Origin of the sequence: Leucobacter chinensis (assembly GCF_019049105.1) — a bacterium.
Lineage (GTDB): Bacteria > Actinomycetota > Actinomycetes > Actinomycetales > Microbacteriaceae > Leucobacter_A > Leucobacter_A chinensis.
Window position 1 is genome coordinate 37,998 of record NZ_JAHQZR010000006.1, and the last position, 19,153, is coordinate 57,150.

Annotated in this window: 15 protein-coding genes; 8 read left to right on the forward strand and 7 right to left on the reverse strand. The window is 61.6% G+C overall.

Annotation, left to right across the window (positions count from 1 at the left end; translation table 11 throughout):
- The first annotated feature begins 212 nt into the window (after positions 1 to 212).
- The gene (locus tag KTJ78_RS13920; protein ID WP_369808050.1) at positions 213 to 518 is read left to right on the forward strand and encodes a helix-turn-helix domain-containing protein; all 306 of its coding nucleotides are present in this window, start codon (positions 213 to 215) and stop codon (positions 516 to 518) included.
- A 77-nt stretch (positions 519 to 595) separates the two neighbouring features.
- Here the strand turns inward: KTJ78_RS13920 and KTJ78_RS07360 are convergent, their stop codons facing one another.
- The 7 genes from KTJ78_RS07360 to KTJ78_RS07390 all read right to left on the reverse strand — a co-directional run bounded on the left by KTJ78_RS07360 (position 596) and on the right by KTJ78_RS07390 (position 12,307).
- Positions 596 to 2,368: an SIR2 family protein gene (locus KTJ78_RS07360; RefSeq protein WP_217134115.1), complete on the reverse strand. Its 1,773-nt coding sequence runs from the start codon at positions 2,366 to 2,368 to the stop codon at positions 596 to 598.
- Positions 2,369 to 2,452: 84 nt separating this feature from the next.
- Positions 2,453 to 4,798: an AAA family ATPase gene (locus KTJ78_RS07365; protein ID WP_217134117.1), complete on the reverse strand. Its 2,346-nt coding sequence runs from the start codon at positions 4,796 to 4,798 to the stop codon at positions 2,453 to 2,455.
- A gap of 194 nt (positions 4,799 to 4,992) precedes the next feature.
- Complete coding sequence (locus KTJ78_RS07370) at positions 4,993 to 5,328, reverse strand: hypothetical protein (RefSeq protein WP_217134119.1); 336 nt, start codon at positions 5,326 to 5,328, stop codon at positions 4,993 to 4,995.
- A 200-nt stretch (positions 5,329 to 5,528) separates the two neighbouring features.
- Positions 5,529 to 9,041: a MobF family relaxase gene (mobF, locus tag KTJ78_RS07375; protein ID WP_217134121.1), complete on the reverse strand. Its 3,513-nt coding sequence runs from the start codon at positions 9,039 to 9,041 to the stop codon at positions 5,529 to 5,531.
- 45 nt (positions 9,042 to 9,086) lie between these two features.
- On the reverse strand, positions 9,087 to 10,040 hold the full coding sequence (locus tag KTJ78_RS07380; RefSeq protein ID WP_217134123.1) for a helix-turn-helix domain-containing protein: 954 nt from the start codon (positions 10,038 to 10,040) through the stop codon (positions 9,087 to 9,089).
- Positions 10,041 to 10,080: 40 nt separating this feature from the next.
- Positions 10,081 to 11,349 carry an MFS transporter gene (locus KTJ78_RS07385; RefSeq protein WP_217134125.1) on the reverse strand — a complete coding sequence of 423 codons (1,269 nt, stop codon included), beginning with the start codon at positions 11,347 to 11,349 and terminating at the stop codon, positions 10,081 to 10,083.
- Positions 11,350 to 11,485: 136 nt separating this feature from the next.
- Entirely contained in the window at positions 11,486 to 12,307 is an 822-nt protein-coding gene (locus KTJ78_RS07390; RefSeq protein WP_217134133.1) for a siderophore-interacting protein, read from the reverse strand.
- 120 nt (positions 12,308 to 12,427) lie between these two features.
- Here KTJ78_RS07390 and KTJ78_RS07395 point away from each other — a divergent pair, with 120 nt between their 5' ends.
- The 7 genes from KTJ78_RS07395 to KTJ78_RS07425 all read left to right on the forward strand — a co-directional run bounded on the left by KTJ78_RS07395 (position 12,428) and on the right by KTJ78_RS07425 (position 18,925).
- Positions 12,428 to 13,057, forward strand: coding sequence for a TetR/AcrR family transcriptional regulator C-terminal domain-containing protein (locus KTJ78_RS07395; protein WP_217134134.1), 630 nt, complete (start codon positions 12,428 to 12,430; stop codon positions 13,055 to 13,057).
- A gap of 531 nt (positions 13,058 to 13,588) precedes the next feature.
- A complete protein-coding gene (locus KTJ78_RS07400; protein WP_217134136.1) occupies positions 13,589 to 14,665 on the forward strand; it encodes a DNA-methyltransferase in 1,077 nt (358 codons plus the stop codon).
- A 231-nt stretch (positions 14,666 to 14,896) separates the two neighbouring features.
- Positions 14,897 to 15,196, forward strand: a complete 300-nt coding sequence (locus KTJ78_RS07405; protein ID WP_217134137.1) for a hypothetical protein — start codon at positions 14,897 to 14,899, stop codon at positions 15,194 to 15,196.
- Between the two features lie 183 nt (positions 15,197 to 15,379).
- Complete coding sequence (locus KTJ78_RS07410) at positions 15,380 to 16,570, forward strand: hypothetical protein (protein ID WP_217134138.1); 1,191 nt, start codon at positions 15,380 to 15,382, stop codon at positions 16,568 to 16,570.
- Between the two features lie 267 nt (positions 16,571 to 16,837).
- Positions 16,838 to 17,719, forward strand: a complete 882-nt coding sequence (locus tag KTJ78_RS07415) for a bifunctional DNA primase/polymerase (RefSeq protein WP_217134139.1) — start codon at positions 16,838 to 16,840, stop codon at positions 17,717 to 17,719.
- Between the two features lie 2 nt (positions 17,720 to 17,721).
- A complete protein-coding gene (locus KTJ78_RS07420) occupies positions 17,722 to 18,483 on the forward strand; it encodes a DUF2637 domain-containing protein (RefSeq protein ID WP_369808023.1) in 762 nt (253 codons plus the stop codon).
- Complete coding sequence (locus tag KTJ78_RS07425; protein ID WP_217134140.1) at positions 18,476 to 18,925, forward strand: hypothetical protein; 450 nt, start codon at positions 18,476 to 18,478, stop codon at positions 18,923 to 18,925. The genes KTJ78_RS07420 and KTJ78_RS07425 overlap by 8 nt, the downstream gene beginning before the upstream one ends.
- Positions 18,926 to 19,153: the final 228 nt, after the last annotated feature.

Here is a 19,153-nt window from a genome sequence, read left to right on the forward strand (position 1 = left end):
CGAGCCGCGCCACCGCTGTATATGCGTGCCCCAACATGGAGAAAACTGTAACAGCGTTCACGGCGCTGAAATCGTTGATTCCTCGCGGATCTAGCGAAAGGCTCGCTACTGAAGGTTCCAGTCAACCTGAACCTCGGAGCGATGTTCGTGGTCCGGTGGTGACGCCGATTGAGACTACTGTAACCCCAGCCACGCCGGAAATGATCGAGGGGATGGTTTCGGCGTACGAATCGGGGGCTTCGTTGATCTCGATTGCTCGTGAGCACCTGCTAGGCAAGGAAACGGTGAGAGATACTTTGGCGGATGCCGGTGTTCGGATCCGTCGTCAGGGTCTCGACGATGACCAGGTGACGCACGCTGTTCGCAGGTATGAGGAGGGGTTCACTAATCGCGATATTGCCCGCGAGTTGGGTGTAGGACACTCGATGGTATGGCGGGCTTTGAAGCGCGAGGGAGTGAAGATGCGAGCAAATTCAGACTCAACGTCTCGCCACACTAGAATTTCTAGGCAAACCTAAAGTGCGCTCTCACTCTGAACCTATCTTGCTACCCACCGCAGGAGTATCGTCTGCCTTATTAACTCATGTGTTGCGCTCTACCAGCGTTGGTAGCGCGCAAGGATTTCCCTGTGGTCAGTCAGAACTCTATCGATTTCTTCGGGGCCACCGAAGAAATCGGGCCAGGCGGAAGAGCCCATCCGTTCGATGTGTCTGCGTAGTTCATTTTCTACGTGCGGTACATCTCCATCCCAAGCCCACTCACCAACGTATTCACCGTCGATGGCCCGGTACCCGCGGGTTCGCTCTTGGATAAGCCCCAAGCGGAATTCGAATCCTCGGTAAGTTTGTTGAAATTCTTTGTCAGAGGGAATGAGTTTGGAGAAGTAGTCTCGTAAGTCGGTGGCGAAGAGGTGGCTAGTTGGATAGAGCCATTTGTTCGGCCAGCGAGGCAGGCCGTTGACCCAGTCGGGTTCGGCGAGGCGTCTATAGTGGAGCAACTGTGCGGCGGGGAGATGTTCGTTTGCCCCGATAGGGTCGCGTCCTTCGACCTGTGTAGCTAACATGATCAAGAGGTCATCACGTCCACGACGCACTGCCGTGACACCCATTACAGCGAGTGCGATGAAGGCGGGGAAGCGAAGCGCCATGAGTAGGCCCTGGTTAAACGTTCCAGTTGGCACGACGAGTGCCGCCTCTATTAGACGCTGCAAAACATCCGCCCACAGCTGGGCGTGGATGCATTGGTCATCGTGCCATACGCCGGTGATAAGCAACGTGGCAAGTTGATCCATTGAGCGGAAATACGACTCGTAAGTCGACTGCAGTACCTCATAAGTCACCTGACCATCCGTGCTTATCGGATGATCCTTCATAGCGGCGACGACATCATCCGTAGCGTGCATGATCAAATCGTGCAGATCGATACGCCGCACCGGATCGGGAAGATATCGCTTCAGTCTGGCCACCGCCATCGCGGTAGAGAGAGGAGGGTGCGCTAGACGCTCAAGCGCCTCAAGGCTCTCGGATAGCTCAGCGAAAAGGTCATCCGCGCTAGCAGCAGGGATCTGAAGACCGGCTCGATTCCCGATAACACGCTTTGCCGTCTCTCCTCGACTGCTTCGGCTGTCCCAGTATAAGGGGTACCGACGACTCGGTGTTGATTCTAGTGACGCGACGAGAGCGGTATCCCAGTCACCAGACCAGCCCGAGACAACAAGACCATATTCATCAAATACTTGAGCTAGAAGCCGCTTCCACTCTTCCGGATAGGCATCGAGTTCGTCGGGGGTGTTGCGACTTCCAAGATCCTTGTAATCTCCATGCAGCTTGATGAGGGTAGCTGGCGAATGTGCCAAGGGGGCCATACCGTTGACAGCTTCGGCGCGGGCAACGATCTGGGGCGAAACACCCACAGCTTCTAGCGCACGTTCCATAAGCCGGTCAAAGTTCGTAGTGATGATTACCCGGACGTATCCACGTTTGACTAGGTCTGCGATCGCTAGATGCGCCCGGGTCGGCTGTTTTAGCCCTTCCTGCTGCTCTTCTTCGTTCGGTTCAAAGAAGTCAGCGAGAAGCCCCTGTCGCGCAGCTGGTGTCGGAGCTAGCGCCTGAAGGAGTGTCGCATAGCCGAGCGGACCCTCCCCGTGCTCTTTCCACCAGCCTTCCGGATCATCCCAAGCAGATTGCGCGGCGTCATCGTCACTCTTGTTTGCCGTAGCAGCAACTCGTCGAACAAGGTCGCGCACAACACCCCAACCTGTGGGGATGCCTGCTGCGGTCGAGACTCCGGAACCGAGCAGAACCGCATAAACGCCTGGCTGGGCGTGCATCCCCGTCGTTAACGTGGTTAAAGGTGATAGAGAAGTCATGCCTTTATTTCCTTACACAAAGCTGGTGAGACAACCGAGGGATCAAAAGTGATGCAGACTTCTTTCGTTGCATCCGGGGACATATCAACCTCCGAGAGAAGCGGAATTATTGAGGATCTTCTGGGAATCTATATCCAGGGCTGAGCACATTTCAGTGAAGTGTTCAGGGTCAACTGCGTTGATGAATTCAAATGCGGCTCGTAGGACTATGATTGCTTCCCCGATCCTCACAGGCTTGCTGATGTCTGCTTCTTCGTTGTGTGACTGGCGGTGGACGAATCGTGTGACGCGTTGCCGCAAAGGGTCGTCGACAGCCTTAACTTCGAAGGCTCTACGCATCGAACCTTCGAAGTCGCCGATCTTGCTTGGGTACTTGAAAGCAAGGAAGGCCTCGAGCATTTGCCGGGCTGCGTTCGGAATGATCACGCTGGCCTCTAGCTCAGTGGGGATGTTTCCTTCTACCGCGTTAACTTGGAGAACATCCGCGACACGCCAGAAGTGGTAGTGGTACTGAGATCGCAGCTTCTTTCTGAGATTCTCATCGGTCCATGAGATCATTGCTGGGCGACGGTGCGCGCTTCCGTCCGGGAGCGTCTCGTAGCGGGCCCTGAGCTCGTAGATCGAGTAGCCCCCTTGTTTCTTCATGATGCCTCGAATGCGATCTAGCTGGTTACTCCACATACGGAAGAGTTCAAAGCTATGCGTGAGTAGGATGACCTGATGCTTGGACCCATTTCCCACGAGTGCACTCCAGAGATGACTGGAAGCACCCACAAGGATTTCCTGATCGAGGCTTGAGACAGGGTCATCAATGACCACAGTTGCGATGACGCCGCGAGTTTTTTCATCGCGCAGGCTACATAGGAAGTAGAGCAGCGAGATAGCGGTTTGTTCTCCTTCGCTCAGAGCCGTCGCGGGCTTCCCGTTGCGTTGAATGGAGTATCGATCATCTTGCCTAGAGAACACGAGTTCATCGCGTCCAAGGAGGCTCGCTACATCTCGGGTCAGTTCTTCTGCCAGGGGTGAGGCATCGAGATCAGCCACATTGAGGCGACCGCGTTCAGCCTTGATCGTTTCTTGCTCCCTCTGGAGTTCGTCTGCGAGCTCGGATTGCTCTTTGGCAGTCTGGGTGTGCTCACGATGTACGGTGACGATCGACGCGAGACGAGACTGCTCCACTCTGCGCGCGGCAGCATTGACCTCCTCTTGGTAGGAGGAAGATCTGGCGTTGTGCTGCTCGAGGACCTCATTGACTGATTCAAAGCTGATGGCGTTCACACCAGGAAGTTGACCAATGTCGATGCTGCTAAATGGTGATGCGAGCTTCTGTGCGACCTTTGCACGTAAGGCTACGATTCGCTCATTGTACTGTTCAGCTACTGTGCTCAAATTCTGCATGCGCGAATGGTGTTGTTCTTGCAGGTCGTTGTAGAGGTACCCAGGCTCCCGGGCAGCTGAGAGCGTCGATTGGAGCGATCCTTCCTCTTGCTGAAGTCTCTGGTCAAGGCTCTGGAGCTGGTCCTGGAGATTCCGGAAGCTCTCGTCGAAATGGCTTTCCAATTTGCTTCGACGATCATTGGTAATCGGGTTTGCGCAGAACAAGCACTCATCGCGATGCTCATGGAGACGAAGCCCTTGCTGCACCCAAGACTCGTTGACCGGGTTTCCGGCTAGCGACTCGAGAGCAGCATTTGTGATTGTCTGGCCGAGTGCCGTAGCGACGTCGTCCTCCAACGCGCGGAAGTTCTGCTCAGTATTTTGAACCAACGAGACCGGTTCTAGCCTTTGACCTTGCACGATGCTAAGGTCTGCTGTCATCTCCTCATCAGAGCGCTGATGGGTGGCCTCATCAATGCTCAATAACGCTTCGGCGACCCGGCGGGCATCATAGCCTCGTGAGGAGTAGCGGCCACCTGCTGCTTGAAGTTCTTGACCGATGGTCCGCGCAGTGTCGGTAGCCAGTTTTCTCGCTGCTTTATTGGCGACATCCGCAGCGTTACGTGCCTTAGGAAGATCGGAAGATAGTTCTTCAAGTCGGGCGTCGATCTCAGTGATTTGTTGATCGCGTTGAACGTTTGGTTCCCCGAGTACGAGAAGAGGGAGTGCGTCACTACGATTGTTGACGTCGAAGAGTAGGTTTTTGCGTACGAACTGCTTGTCGAAGACCCTAAGACGCGACCAGAAGGGATCCGAGCGATCTGTGACCTGTCGTCTTGTTGCGGCAGCATCGTGCACATCGACATGCAGGACGGTATCGCTTGGTTCGGTGGTCGTCATCTCAGAAAAGACGCGGGCCAGTGTGCTCTTGCCGCTGCCGTTTCCGCCATAGATTACGTTGACCCGCGCGAGATCCTCGACGCCGTTAGGCATCGACCATCCCTGAAGGATGCCCGCGTGCTGAGAGCCCTGAACTTTTGTGATTTTCCGCATCAGAACTCCATCACCTTCAACAGGGGCGTATAGGAGTTAACTGGACTGCGGTATGAGCGGATTGGGGGCATCGAGGTTCCTATCTGACGGGAACCTATGGTTGGCCGTCCACATTCAATGAATCAACATGATGACTCCACAGTGCCCGAAGCGTTGAAGAGTCACCAGGCGACACGCTGGATGTCCCGGCGTACTCACTCGATCTTGTTGAGTCGAGCCGCGTTTCTCGCTTCAAAGAGCTTGATCCTGACCAAGAGCACGAGGCTCCAAGGACCGAAGACGAGGAACTTCAGCCCGTTCCACAGTGCCCAGAAGAAGGCCAGGTAGAGCCATTTGCTCCAACCGTGCTCGATGAGCCCGGTGCAGGTGGCTGCAATCAGCAGGTAGATGACGCCGAGGAGCATCGCGGGGATTCCCCATTTGAGGCCGCGTCGGGTGCGCAGCTTGTCGAGGAGGATGTTGGTGGGCATCCAGCGGCGCAGGAACATGCGGGCGTGGATGCTGGCGTTCCAGAGTCGGTTCAGGAGCATGATGTGGGCCTCACTTTCGCACGCAGGACTATCGCGGTGTGGCTGGTCCTGAGTGGTTGAGTGCCCGAGATACTTCTCGAACGGTCTGCCTCACCCCGCGTGCGGGGATCGGCGCGTGGTTGCTCCTGCCACCATCAGGATACCCACCGCTCCAGCAAGAAGGAAGACCACGAGACCGAGGCGCTTCTACGTCGCGGTGTCTACAGCCTGCGCTCATCCCGTCGCGGCGCGACCTCTCGTATCTGGTCGTCTGGAACTTGGTTCAAGCGTGTGAGTGTGTCGCGGGTGCGTTCGTAGTCGAGGCATTGCGCGTCATCGGCGGGCACCGGCCCGAGAGCGCTTGTTGAGGTGATGCCCCACCGATCACGGTACGCGGCAACCGCGCGAACCATCTGCTTCCGGGCCTCGTGGTCGAGGTCTCCGAGCATGGCCAGCCACGGTGCAGGCTGCTCGATCGCGGCCTGGGTGAGCGCATCGAGACGTTCGCCCATGAGTTTCTCCCGCTCGTCGAGCGCTATGCGCATGGCGGGGTCGGTGACTCCCGTGGCTCGGGGCACGAGGCCTGCGATAAGCCTGGCCGCACGTCGCGGACTGGGCGGGTAGGTGCTGGTGATCTTCTGGATCCGGTACCGCAGCAGCGACCCGAGATCATCGACTCCGTCGAGGTTCCCTGCCTGCACGACCCGCGGGAGCAACTGCTCGATGTCATGGCCTGCCGATTCCAGGCGACGCAGCTCGGTGGTGAGGATCCCAAACGACTCTGACTCAACGAGTTCATCAACCGCCTCGGAGGTGAGCCCGCCTTGTTCGAGGAGCGTGGTCCAGCGGTGCTGCTGGGCTTCTTGGGCGATGGTCTCGTACTCCGCCGCAAGCTGCGCCAGCGATCCCCACGTTTCTTGCTCAGCGGTAATGGTGTCGCGCGCGGATGATTCAGCTCCGACGTGTTGCAGGATCCCGTAGAGGATGCTCCGGGCGGTCATGTGCAGGTCGTCGCGGTGCTGGTGTTCTTCGAGGTGGTGTTGGTCGGTGGCGATGTAGGCGCGGTTGGATTCCCTACCACGGGTCATGGCGACGTAGAACGATTCGCGCGTCATTTCCGGTGATGAGACGATCGCGTGCGCGGTCGTTACGGTCGAGCCTTGCGCACGGTGTGCGGTGATCGCGTACCCGAGTTCCACGTTCTCGGCGACATATGCGGCGGGCAGGGTGATCGTGGTGCGCCATTTCGAGTGTGCTCGGCGGACCGTGAGGGCTCCGTCATCGTGTGCTCGGGTCACGGTCCAGCGGTCGCCGTTCTTCACCCACCCCCGTCCGAGCGACAACCGCCGGTCGTTCTTACGCGTGATGACCAGGTCACCGCGGGATGCCTCGTTGCCGTCATGGAGCCGGGCTCCATCGAGGGCGACTTCGCCTGCGAGGATGCGATCGGTACGGGCGCGGGTGTTGAGCTGAGAGACAGTGTCAAGGGTCTCAGCGATCAACACCGATGTCTTCCCTGAGGCTTGATCGTGTTGCCAGGCTTGGTAGGCCTGCTCGAGGATCTCCTCGTACCCGCCGGGGGTGACGCGGTCGTGGGCGAGGTACGTGTCGATGACGTCGGTGTCGCCGATCCGGACTCCGAGGGAGGCGTGTTTTTCCCAGTTGTTTCGGAACCTGCGCACATCCAACAGCTCCGGCGCATCGTCCCGTTCACGCACCAGCATCCCAAACGCCCCACCCGCATCGACGGCGGCGAGTTGCGCCCAGTCACCGACCAGCAGCACCTTCGCACCCGCTGCCTTCGCATGGGCGGTGATGGTGTCGAGGGCGAGGGTTCCTGCGAGGGATGCTTCGTCGATGATGACGAGCTGACCGGCGGTGAGGTTCCAGTTGCCGTGGCGGTGTTCGTGGAGCCACTTCGCCGTGTTCTCCGTCGCCACCCCCAAATCACCCGCCAGGACTTCGGCTGCCGCAGCCGACGGTGCGAGTCCGATGACTGAGCCTTTGCCGTGGCGTCGTTCCCATGCTGTGTGGAGGGCTTGCATGGTGGTGGTTTTCCCGGTCCCTGCGGGGCCGACGAGCACATCCAGGGTGCGGCCGGAGATACCGATCTTCGCGATCGCCTGCTCCTGATCGGGCGACAACGTGTACCCGTCCTTATTCTCTGTAAGGGCGGCCTGCTCAATCCATGCAAACGGCACCGTTGGTGCAGTCCGATTCTGTGCCGCGGCAAGGAGTCGGTCTTCGGCTGCGAGGACCCGTTCGGAGGAGTACACGGTGGAGGCTTTCGGACGGAACACACTCGTGCCATCAGCCTGCTGGAACAGGGGTGGGCTTGACGCCAGCTCGGGCGGCGTCAGCCGGAGTGAGGCGTGTTCAGCGGCATCTACGATCTGGCGTGTGATGGCGTCGCGGTCCTGGGCGGTGGCGAACCGCAGCCCCATCGTTTGACGGACAGCTTCGGCATGGAGGTTCCATCGCTTCCACGTCGCCCGCCGATCACCCACCCGCTCCACCACGACCGCGGCCACCGCGTCGAGATCATCGAGCGGGATATCGTCAGCTCGCAGCAAGGGATCGGCTGCGCTATTTGCGAGGAGTGCTGCAGCCCAGGTCGGTGCGTCCTCTCCGAGTACCTGGGTGGCTCGTTCACGCCACTGTGCGGTGAGGTCACTCAGGGAGTGCTGTTGCTTCGGTGGCCGGGTCTCGAGGGTCGCCTGTTGCCGGAACTGCCACAGCAGTTTCGGGGACGGCTGTCTCCCATGCTTGGCGGTGTACTCGGTGACGAGGCGGTCTTTAACCTGCTCGATATCGCGGGTACGCGACGAGAACTCATCCATCAAGCCCTGCGAGACCTCGGTGATCTCCCACGCCGTCGACCGGCCCACACCGCGCTCTCGCGCCTCCCAACCGACACCGAGCACCTGGGTGATCCTGTCGGCGAGGACCGCGTTGTAATGCTCCGACAGCCCCGTCACTGCTGCGTGGAGTGCACGGGAATCAAGGGTGCGCCACATCCCATCCCGCACCGCCTGCACCCGGTTCGCGACCACCACATGCGTATGCAACTGCGGATCAGACGCCCGCGAATCATAATGGTCATACGCCGCCGCGATCACACCCCTCACCGGTACTTGCGCGACCGCGCCCCGCGGACCTTTCGCACCCACCCTCGTTGCAGCAACATCCCGCTCCAGCAACTCGATCACGTCCTGGATCGCGGCATGGTGCGCCTGTACGATCAGTGCCTGAATCCCTCCGTCGGCGACCGCCCACAGGGTTGAGACGGACTTCGGGACGGAGAAGGTGAGATCGAACCCCGCCACTGGCGCACCAGTCGGCTTCGCCGCTTCCTCAGCCTCAATCAACCCGACCTGGGTCGCACGCTCGCCAACGGAGAGAGTCTCAGGGAGCTTCTCGACGCGACGCTGCACCCGCTCCGAGGTGGTGGCGAAGTTCCGGTATGGGCGACCTAACTGTTCGCCGGTGTTCGGATCCTGCCCGTAACCCATGAGTCTCCGCAACTGCTCCTCAGACACCGAAATCCCGTTAATGAGATCGCCGGAGAGCCCGGAAAAGCCCGACCCCATCCATCTGCCGGGAGGGGTCCCAGATTCCAGGTAATAGCGAGTCAACGCAGACGCTGCGTCACGGTCTCCGTCACCGACTACTACCGAGTTGAGTAAGTATCGATACCCCGCATCGGCTGTCATCACCCTGATCGATACCGTCATGCAGGGCAGGTGCGGCACACTCGTTGCCGAGCTCGTATTCTTTGGCTACCGTTTCGGTTGGGGGATGCCTTTGCCCGGGATCTGCCGCGCGTGGGCGGTGAAGCCACGGGGAGTGGTCCCGTACCGCACCTTGAACGCACGGGCCGCGATCGTAGCGCTGGACCATCCGACGGCGCGCGCAGCCTCATTCACAGGTATGTGGGTCGACGCGAGGAGTTCAGCCATCCGATCGGCCCGTAGTTGGCGGAGGTACGCTGCGGGCGAGGTCCCAAGTTCGGCGCGGAACCGCCGAGCAAGCTGAGAAGAGGATAGGGCGACTGCGGCAGCGAGTTGTTCTACGCGCCAGGTACGGGAAATCTCGCTATCAAGAAGGGCCACGGCGCGAGCGACCTGACGGCTTAGCGGTGTCGACCTGGCTGCTGTGGTAGAGATTCCTGATCCCGAAGTATTCCTCACAGCTCCGCCCCTAGCGCGGAACACCTCTACGGTCATTGAGAACTTGGTGAGCTCGTCGCCAACGATGAAGCTGATCGCAGAGTCTGCCACGATGCCGTCTTGCTCCATGGCGAGAAAGAGCGTCAAATGGTCACCTTCCGCGAGTCGATAGTTCAACGGCGCGCTGCGCAGAGCCTCACCGGCGGCTGCCATGCCGATGCAACGCCCGGACGGGCATGCGTGGTCGGTATCGCAAACCGCCACCCCCGCCTCGAAGGTCATAGCTCGCGTCCACTTGTCGATTTCTAGCAGGTTCGTACCGGTCCGGCATCGTGCTCTGAGACTGTAAAGAATGTCGCCGACGAGCTGAACCATCCCTCTTACGTGATCGGGCTCGGAACAGGTCTGGGCATCTCGTTCACGGCGCTCGGGCGTTTCCGCGATAGCACGCGATTCGAGGTGGCCCAACCGCAGAACGATGGCGCTCGAAGGCAAGCGACACATGCCACCCGTCAGCAGCTTCTCGTGTTCCTGCAGCCGACGCTTTGCTTCGTGACCAAGCATGCCAGAGAACCACAGGCAGACCGTGTCAGTTGAAGCTAGTTCAAAGACCGAGCTTCCGAATGCGTGTGTCCCCGATGACCCGGTTCCTTCCGCTGAAGTATCCGAGGGCAGCGAGGATGATGCTTATGACGACCAATCCGGCCAGTATCAGTGTCCAGTCTCCTGTGGCGTCGTGGAGAGCGCCGAAAACGAGCGGGCCTGCGGCAGCGACGAGATAACCGAGGGTCTGGGCCATGCCCGACAAGCTCGCGGCTTGACTGTGGTGCGTCGTGCGCAGACCGAAGAACGACAAAGCGAGAACGACGTTTATTCCAGCAGCGAACCCCAGTACGCAGATCCAGGCCAGTGCGAATTGCGGTGCGAAGTAGATTCCCGCGAGCCCGGCGGCGATGAGGAGCGGACCCGTGACCGCGAGGAATCGCTGATCCCGCATTCGGGGGATCATGACGGCGCAGACGAGACTCGCGAGCACCCCGAGCGCGTTGAGGACAAACTGGTGAATGTTGATCTCGGAGGCGCGGATCCCGGCAGCGACCTCGATGGAGGGCAGCCAGGTGATCAGACTATAGAAGACCAGGGATTGCAGTCCCATGAAGAGAGTCACCTGCCAGCCGAGCAGGCTCGCCCATGGCGAGCGCCACGTCGCATGATGCGCCTTCGGGAGCTCAAGTGCGATGTCTTCCTCGGAAGCGGTGAGCACGGTTCGCCTGCGCAGCTGCGGCGCAAAGACACCGAGGCTGATGAGCGCAAGCCCGGCCCACATCCCCAGTGGGAGTCGCCATCCGAGCGCGGTCGCCCCGGCGAGCGGGGCGGCAATTCCCGCTGCCACCGCCGCGAATGTCGACTGCAAGGCGGAGTACCCGCCGGTGACTTGCGCGATCTTGTTCGGGAAGTCGCGTTTGATGAGTGCCGGGAGGACGACGTTGAGGATCGCGATAGATACGCCAATGAGCGCGGTCCCGACCCATAGCAAGGCCAGTGGCGGAGTGGAGCGGGTCACGAGACCTACGATGAGGAGGAGCAGGCTGATCCCGATCGTGCGTTCAAGCCCGAGGCGGTGAGCGATGCGCGGGGCAATGGGTGACACAAGCGCGAACGCCACGAGCGGCAGGCTGATGAGCGCTGACGAGAGCAACGCGCTGATTTGCGTGGAGCGTGCGATTTCAGGCAGCACCGGGCCCACCGTGGTGATAGCTGCACGCAGGTTGCCCGCGACAAGAAGTATTCCGATAAGAACCAGTAGTGCCGACGGGTGGGTACGTACCCGTCGCGATCGGGCTGATACGGGCAGGGTGTCAGTGTGAAGCATGCTGTCTTTCTTGAAAGCGGGATCCGCAGATCATTCGACCTTCGTCGGCAGTTGTGCAGGGGCTTGCAGCGATGATGAGGTTCGTGACCTCAGGTCAGGTGGCGTAGATCCAAAGTGGAGGAGGGAGTCCGCTCCGTCACTGCCGTTTCCAGTAGTTCCCCGCGTGGATGGCATTGCGGGACACGCCGGCTTGTCGCAGGCGTCGGACGAGCGTGTGAGTGAAAGATCGCTCCCCCGCGATGCCGACCAGGTCGGGAATCCGCGGGAGTCTGTCTGCGAGCACCCTTGCCGCGAATGCCGTCCCTGAGGCGCTTTGTTCGCCACGGGTTGGCACAGAGACGACCGTGACGTGGTCGGCAAATCCATTCGCTCCGGCCGCTGACACCGTGCTGGGAACGTACAGCGTTGTCGGTACCGCTGACGGGGTCTCTGCGGCGACGGCGAGAGCTGCGGGAGCACCTGCCTCATCGGCGATGAGCAACTGCCACCGGGTATCGGCTGCGACATGGTAGCGGCGCCCGTTATCGATGACATCGACTGTCGTCCCGAGCGCTGCGCCCTCCGCCCAGGCACTAAGCGGACTCTCACCATGCAGCAAGATGTCGAAATCGATCTCGAGCGCGTCCGCACGGAAACCGCTGACCGTGAGACGCCGACGGAGCGGACGGGTAAGCGCTGCGGCGAACCCCCACTGCGACGCTGCGCTCCATGGATCCGTGATCATCGGCACCATGTAGCGCCACGCCTCTTCCTCAGGCCAAGGGATCAGCAGTGTGCAGCGCTGATCCCCACCCTGGTAGCGAAATCCCTCAAGGCCGAACCCGGCCAATGTCACACGGATCACCCTTTCCCTGACAAGACGACGCTCTACGAGCGTCAACTCGCACTTGCGGCTGATGAGGAGGCGCGTATCCCCTGGCGCAGAGTGACGGCCCTCGCCGCCACGGAGTGAAGACATAGATTTCACCTTTCTCGACTAGTGACACATGTCGCCACTTGATTAGGACACCCTAACTACTACTTGATTAGGGTACCCTATATAAGAACACGAGTGCACGCCGAGCGAAGGAGAGCCAGGATGCCGCCGCGAAGACACACCCGGCAGGACGTAGTCGACGCCGCGCTAGATCTGCTGAACGAACGCGGCCTAGAAGCTGTCACCATCCGTGAAGTCGCCAGACGTATGCGGGTCAACGTGAACACCGTGTCTTTCCAAGTTGGGACCAAAGCCCGCCTGCTCGGACTGATGTCAGACGCGGTACTGGCACACCTCTCCCTGGATGACTTGCCTGAGGACGGATTCCAGCGGGCGGAGGAGATCGTCCGCCGGTACCGACACACCCTGCTGACGCACCGTGACGGCGCACGCCTCACCGCAGGCAACGCACCGATCGAGGAGCACACACGGGACTTCACCGAGAAGCTTGTGACCGCCCTTATCAGCGCGGGCGTCCCCGACAACGAAAGCGCGCACGGCATGTGGGCGCTGTTCTACTTCCTGCTCGGCATCACCCAAGAGCAACAGGCCTCGCAAGCAGCTGCCACTTCAGAAGAAGCCCCGCCCGCTGACACCCACCCGACTCTGCACCGCCTCCACCCACAACTGTTCGCCGAAGACTTCGACGCACGCTACGACTTCGGAGTTGGAGCCATCCTCGCCCGGCTCCGCCAAAGCGCCATGGCGCGAGAACAACCAATGGACAACTGAACGTCTCAGCACGATCACACGAATCCGAGCTCGCCACATGCAGCAGTTCCTTTCCAGCGATGAGTCGATGTCGCCTGATCAGGACGGATCGTTCGAAGGCATGACGTCAGCTATGCCTCACACGCCTATCGCAGGCACTTTTCGTTTAGAGCCAGGATCGCTAATGGAACCCATGCAGTTGAGCTGCCGAGGAGAAGCAACGCACTCCCAGGCTGGAAACTGCGGCATGGACTTCACTACTGGTATCCGACGACGGCTATCCGCGAAAAGACTCCTCGGCAACAGCGCAGACTGTCGCTTTTCCATCTATAGGGGGCCTTCCTTCGTTGATTGCCGATCGTGTGTGGAGGAATGAGAGCACTGGGAATCGACGAAGCCAGACCGACTCCTGGTGGCTGGTTCGAGTGAGGCGAGCGCGGGTGGTTTGAATCTGTGTCGCGGTGGAACCGTCGGCGTGGCCCGTACCTGCTGGGTGATCCTGTTCGTCGCACACGAAGGCGGACAGGCCCGAACAGCAGGGAGCCACCCGCCATGCCAGACCCCACTCCGCCGAGCCCGACGCGGCTCACCGAACTGCCCGCTCCCGTCATCTCGGAGGAGCGGGCCACCGTGTACCTCGGCGATGCCGTCGAACTCCTCCTGCTTCTCCCAGAGTCGAGCATCGACGCTCTGGTGACCGACCCGCCCTACGGGTTGAGCTTCAACGGCCATTCCTGGGACGACGCATCGGGGTTCCGTGAATCTCTCCCGCACATCGACACGTCTGCAATGAGTGCACCAGAAGTGTTCGAAACGTGGTGCACGGCGTGGGCTGCGGGAGCATTGCACGCGCTGAAGCCGGGTGCGTATGTTGCAGCGTTCGGTGGTGCACGCACGTGGCATCGCATGGTGCGCGGGATCGAGAATGCAGGCTTTGAGATCCGCGACCAGATTGCGTGGCTGCACACCACCGGGATGCCCAAGAGCATGGATCTCGCGCACGCTATCGACAAGCACCACGGCGCGCACCGCGCCGATCGGATCGTGCAGACCGCCGACCATGACGGGGTGCTCGGTGCAACCCGCACCGTCCTTTCCAGAGGCACGCCCGTCACCGATGACGCGCAGCGATGGGACGGATGGGGTACCGCGTTGCGGCCCGCATTCGAACCGATCATCATCGCCCGGAAACCGCTCGAAGGAACCGTCGTCCGTAACGTCCTCGAGCACGGTGTCGGCGGGATCAACATCGACGGAGCAAGGTTCGCAGATGACCGGTGGCCGACCAACATCGCCTTCGATCAGCGACAGGCCGACGCGCTCGACATGCTCACGGGCACCTGGCAGGGCGAGTCGCTGTCACGGAAGTTCCCCATCTTCCGTTTCGACCACAAACCCGGTGCTGCAGAACGGCCTCGCGCGTTCGGGGTGTCGCACTCGACGGTGAAGCCGCTGGGACTGATGCGCTGGCTCGTCACGCTCGTGACCCCACGGCAGGGCCTGGTGCTAGAGCCGTTCTCGGGCTCTGGGACAACGCTGCAGGCGGCCATCGAAACCCATTGCAGGGTGGTCGGTGTTGAGAAGGATCCGAGCTTCATTCCGCTCATTCGCTCGCGGCTAGAGAAGTAGGCCAAGACTCTGCATACCTATTCGGCAAGCCTCTCGTATGAGGCGTGAGACATTGCACGGAAGGACTCGATCATGGCTATCGAACCCGCTGGGAGAAACCAATCCCTTGCTCCGCGTTTCTTGTGGCTGGGGGTGACCGTATGGTCAGGCGACCCGGATGTGGAGCCGACTGTGATCGCGGATCGGAGTCCCGTGACGTTGGCGCGGACGATGGCGGTGACGATCCAGGAGATGCTTGAGGACTCCGACGCGTATGCGGGGGCGACGGAGTTCTTGCAGTCGAACCCACCGCCTCAGGACTGGGTGGAGCCCCGTGATGTGGACGACTGGTTGGAGGCGCTGCGTGAGGCGACGCCGCACCCATCGTTCTCGTTCTACCGGGTCCCCATTGCTGGTGGGGCGGATGGAACGAACCATGGCTTCGTGAACCGCTACCTCGAGCAGGCGCTCCGTGAACGCGAGCAGGCACTCGCAGAAGGACCCTCCACTCGAACCAGTGAAGGGCCAGCCATGATGCCGCTCGAGCGGTGACTCGGTGTCGGGTTGTCGTTTTCGCGCGTGTTCTTGACCTCACCACGCATGCCTGCCATAACCGGGGGCTCTTCACCGGTTCGTATGCCTACCAATAGAACGCGGCACTGCTAGAACGCGGCACTGCCGCTGTTCATATTCATTTCGCTACTTGTCTACTCATTCGTGAAGGAGTCTGCTGTCATGTCCGAAGATCAATCATTCCCGTCAACCGGACCCGAGCGACCGGGCGAGCATCCAGAACACGTTCCGGGTGCCGGGTGGGAGGCGTTCGAGGGGTCCGGGGTTCCGGAGATCGTCGCGCGCATGTTCCCACCCGAACCCCGCCAGGACGCGTTCGCGCTGCCTGATGGCGGACCGGACGCCTACGGGTTCGAGGATGCGCATGAGCAGTGGCGCGAGACTTGCCTGAACTTGGCGTATGCGGCAGCTCGTCTGCCCGAGCTGTTGGAGCGGCTGGAAGAACTCGAACAAGTCCCTCAGCAGCGCGCGCAGGTCGTGGATGCGGAGCGGGTGCGGGATGCGGTGATCGATCTTTTGGAGCGGGATCCGCTGCCGGTGGAGCCGGTCAAGGATGACTATCTCGTTACGGTCGCCCCGGCGTATGAGGGCGAGTACAACGATATGCAGTACCGGTGGGATCACTCGCAGTGGCGCAGCGACTTCATCGCGACGGCCTTGCGCCGTGACCACACTCTCCGCGACGCGCTCAGGGAGGGCGGGCCGCGTACCTCGTATCTGCCGGAGCAGTTCTCTCGCACGTGGGCACCGGCCGATCTCGCCGTCATCCATGCCCTCCGTGGGCTGGTCGATAGCGGCGGCTCCGGGCTGCGGGTGGTGCCACTGGGCCGGCAGGAACGCGAACAGTTGGAGGCGATGGTCGACGCGGCTGACCCGGATGTTCGAGTGCTGGATCCCGATGATCCTTTAGGCGGTGAGTTGTTCGCTGGTCGCGCGTCGGAGGCGCACGATTGGATGCCCGCGGGTGTGTACGAGGCGACCGGTATCGACGGAGAAAGCGAGTTCCGGCTCGTCGTCGGCCGTGTACCCGGTGTGGATGGGGCGACGGCGTCTGCGGCGTTCCCTGCAGCAGAGCACGATAGTGCGGCGATGAATCAGATCGCCTGGATCCTCGAACACCACAACGAACACGAACCTCCCGCCGGGGTGCTTCACCGGGTGAACGCGCACGTCATCGCTACCGGTCGCACGGGCGCACTGCCATCCGATGTGGGAGGGGTGGAGCCCGCGTCGCGGCTGGAACGCGGGGTGCTGCTCAGCGACCTCCTCGCGGAGCGTGAACAGCAGCTGGACAGTAACCGTGAGAGGCCGGAGCAAGCGGATCCCGGACGGGGTGTCGGGCGGGATTTGTAGCACCATCTGCTGTTTGTGTGGTGGAGGTGAGGGTGGGCGTGTTTGACGATTTGGCGCGTTTTCTTGACGATTCGGCGCATCCTGCCAGAAAACACTCGACCGGCACGGTCTCTGCAGGGTAGTGGTTGATGGGACTAGGGAATGCTCGAGAGTGGACTCTGCACCCCAGGTGTGAGCGGCACAGGTGCCGCCGCACCTTCCGCATGACACCGCACGCTGAGCATCGAGAACTGCTCGCGCTGTGTCACCAAAGGAGGTGCCCGACCGATGACCGACCCCACGCCCACGCTCCTTCCCGCCCGGCTTTCACAGCATCTGCCGGACGCGGCAGCCGCGTATGCCGCAGCCGGGATAGCGGTGTTCCCGTGCGTGCCGGTCGGCAAACGCCCCCTCACCGAGCACGGGTTCCACGACGCCACCACAGACCTTGACCAGGTCGGTGCGTGGTGGCGGAAGCATCCGGAGACGAATATTGGTATCGCCACCGGTCACGGCGTCGACGTGATCGATGTCGACGTGCACGCCACCGGCACCGGCTTCCCTGTCCTTCGAGCACTGCAGCAGGAGGACCTCATCGCCGGGTGGGGCCTGGCGGTTCGTTCCCCCTCGGGCGGCCTGCACCTCTACTATCCGAGCAGCCCCGACAGTGAGGCGAGGTCGTGGTCGCGTGGCCGAGCACACGTCGACTTCCGGGGCGCTGGCGGCTACATCATCGCCCCTCCCTCCATCGTCAACGCTGAACACGGGCAGCGGCGTTACGAGGTGATCGCTCACGGCAGGAGTCCGCGTCCCGTCGACTCGGCAGCGATCCGGGATCTCCTCACCCCGACCCCGGCACCACGAACCATGCCGAGCGATGATAGGCCGGGCCGTGATGGTTCAGTGGAGGGGCTCGTGGCGTGGGTGGGGACGCTCATGGAGGGGAATCGGAATGCGGGCCTGTTCTGGGCTGCGTGCCGTCTCGCCGAGACAGGGCTCAGTCATAGCGACTCGTATGCGCTGCTCGAAGCTGCCGCTACCCGCACCGGACTTGAGGCGCGGGAGATCGCATCAACCATCCAGTCAGCCCATCGCACCACCGCGCTGAACCCGGATGCTGCCGCATCTGATCCGATATTGGGACGCTCATTTGCCGGGATGAGGCGGTAACGGTGAACGCCCCGGACCTGCACGTACGCGCCGCAGAGGTGGGGCGGTCTGGGGTGTCACGCGGCGTGATCATCCTCGCGATCACGGGCACGATCCTCCTCGCGCTCGGCGCGTTCTGGCTCTCCTTCACCACCCTGCGGGACCTCGCAGCACTGTCGGGGATTCCTGTAGGGCAGGCGTGGGTGTGGCCGCTGATCGTTGACGGGGTGATCTTGGAAGCGACGATCTCCGTCGTCGCGCTCCGCAACTCCGCACCCGCCGCGCGACGCTTCGCCTGGCTACTGCTCGCTTCCGGTGCTGGGATGAGTGTCGCGGCAAACATCACCCACGCCGTCGTAGCCTCAGACACCCGAGTGCCCACGACAATCGCAGCCCTTGTCGCATCAGTTCCACCCTTGGTGCTGCTCGCGATGACGCACCTGACTGTCAAACTCACTCGCAACCAAGACCCAGGCCGGACTCCTGAGCCTCCTCAGGCGCTCATCGAGCGAAGATCACCTTCGACTCTGGATAAGTCCACTGCGGTCTCGATACCGGCGCTCCCGACACCAAGAATCGCGAGCAACACCGCTGCAGGGTCTTCTAGCCCGGTGCCTACACGAGCGAAGACGAAAGGTGCCGCTGGGCGTGAGCGGGCGGTCGCGTTGGCATCTGAAGGCGCCTCGAAGCGGCAGATCGCCACGGAACTCGGGGTGCATCCGACAACGGTGGGCCGGTGGCTGAACGCACCTGACCGTCGAGAGAACGGAGCACCCCATGACTGACCCGACACCCATGAACCCACACGAAGCGGCTGAGAACGCTGCTCAGCTTCGAGCCGAACTGCCAGACCCTCATTTCCCAGCAAACGACCTGCCCGAGGCACCCAACGCGTCGCCCGGTACGGTGACGCGGGAGGCGGAGCGGGCGTCGGAGTTCGCCACGCACGGCGACCCCACACTCATCAGGCAGACCTCCGTGCGCGGGCGTGCCGGGGTGGAGTGGGTGCGTCCCACGGATGTTGCTGCGCGTGCGGGTGGCGCGATCGTCGGTAAAGGTGCCGAGCTGAACACGCGGCTGCGTGACGCCACGCTCGAGGGCATCCGTGAGGGGCGAGCTCAGATCGCCGAACGCTTGGCGCGCAGGCAGCAGCAGATCGATCCAGACACCACGGTCCCGGCGCAGACGCAAGAGCTGCGGCTTGGGAGGACGGGGGTGAGCCGATGAGCGATTCCGGCTCCGGCGCTACCCGAGCACCGGACACCACCCACCACCACGAACTCTCACACTCCTCGCCGACGTCCAACTGACGTCGGATGAACACCTGACAGGCTGCCCGCTTCGAGTAGGCCTGACGGTACTCCTTTGCCTGTTGCAGGCGGTGTTCTCCGCGGCGCTGGCGGGATGAGGGCGTGTGTCGGGTGGGTGTCACACCTATCTACCGACGGATCTTCT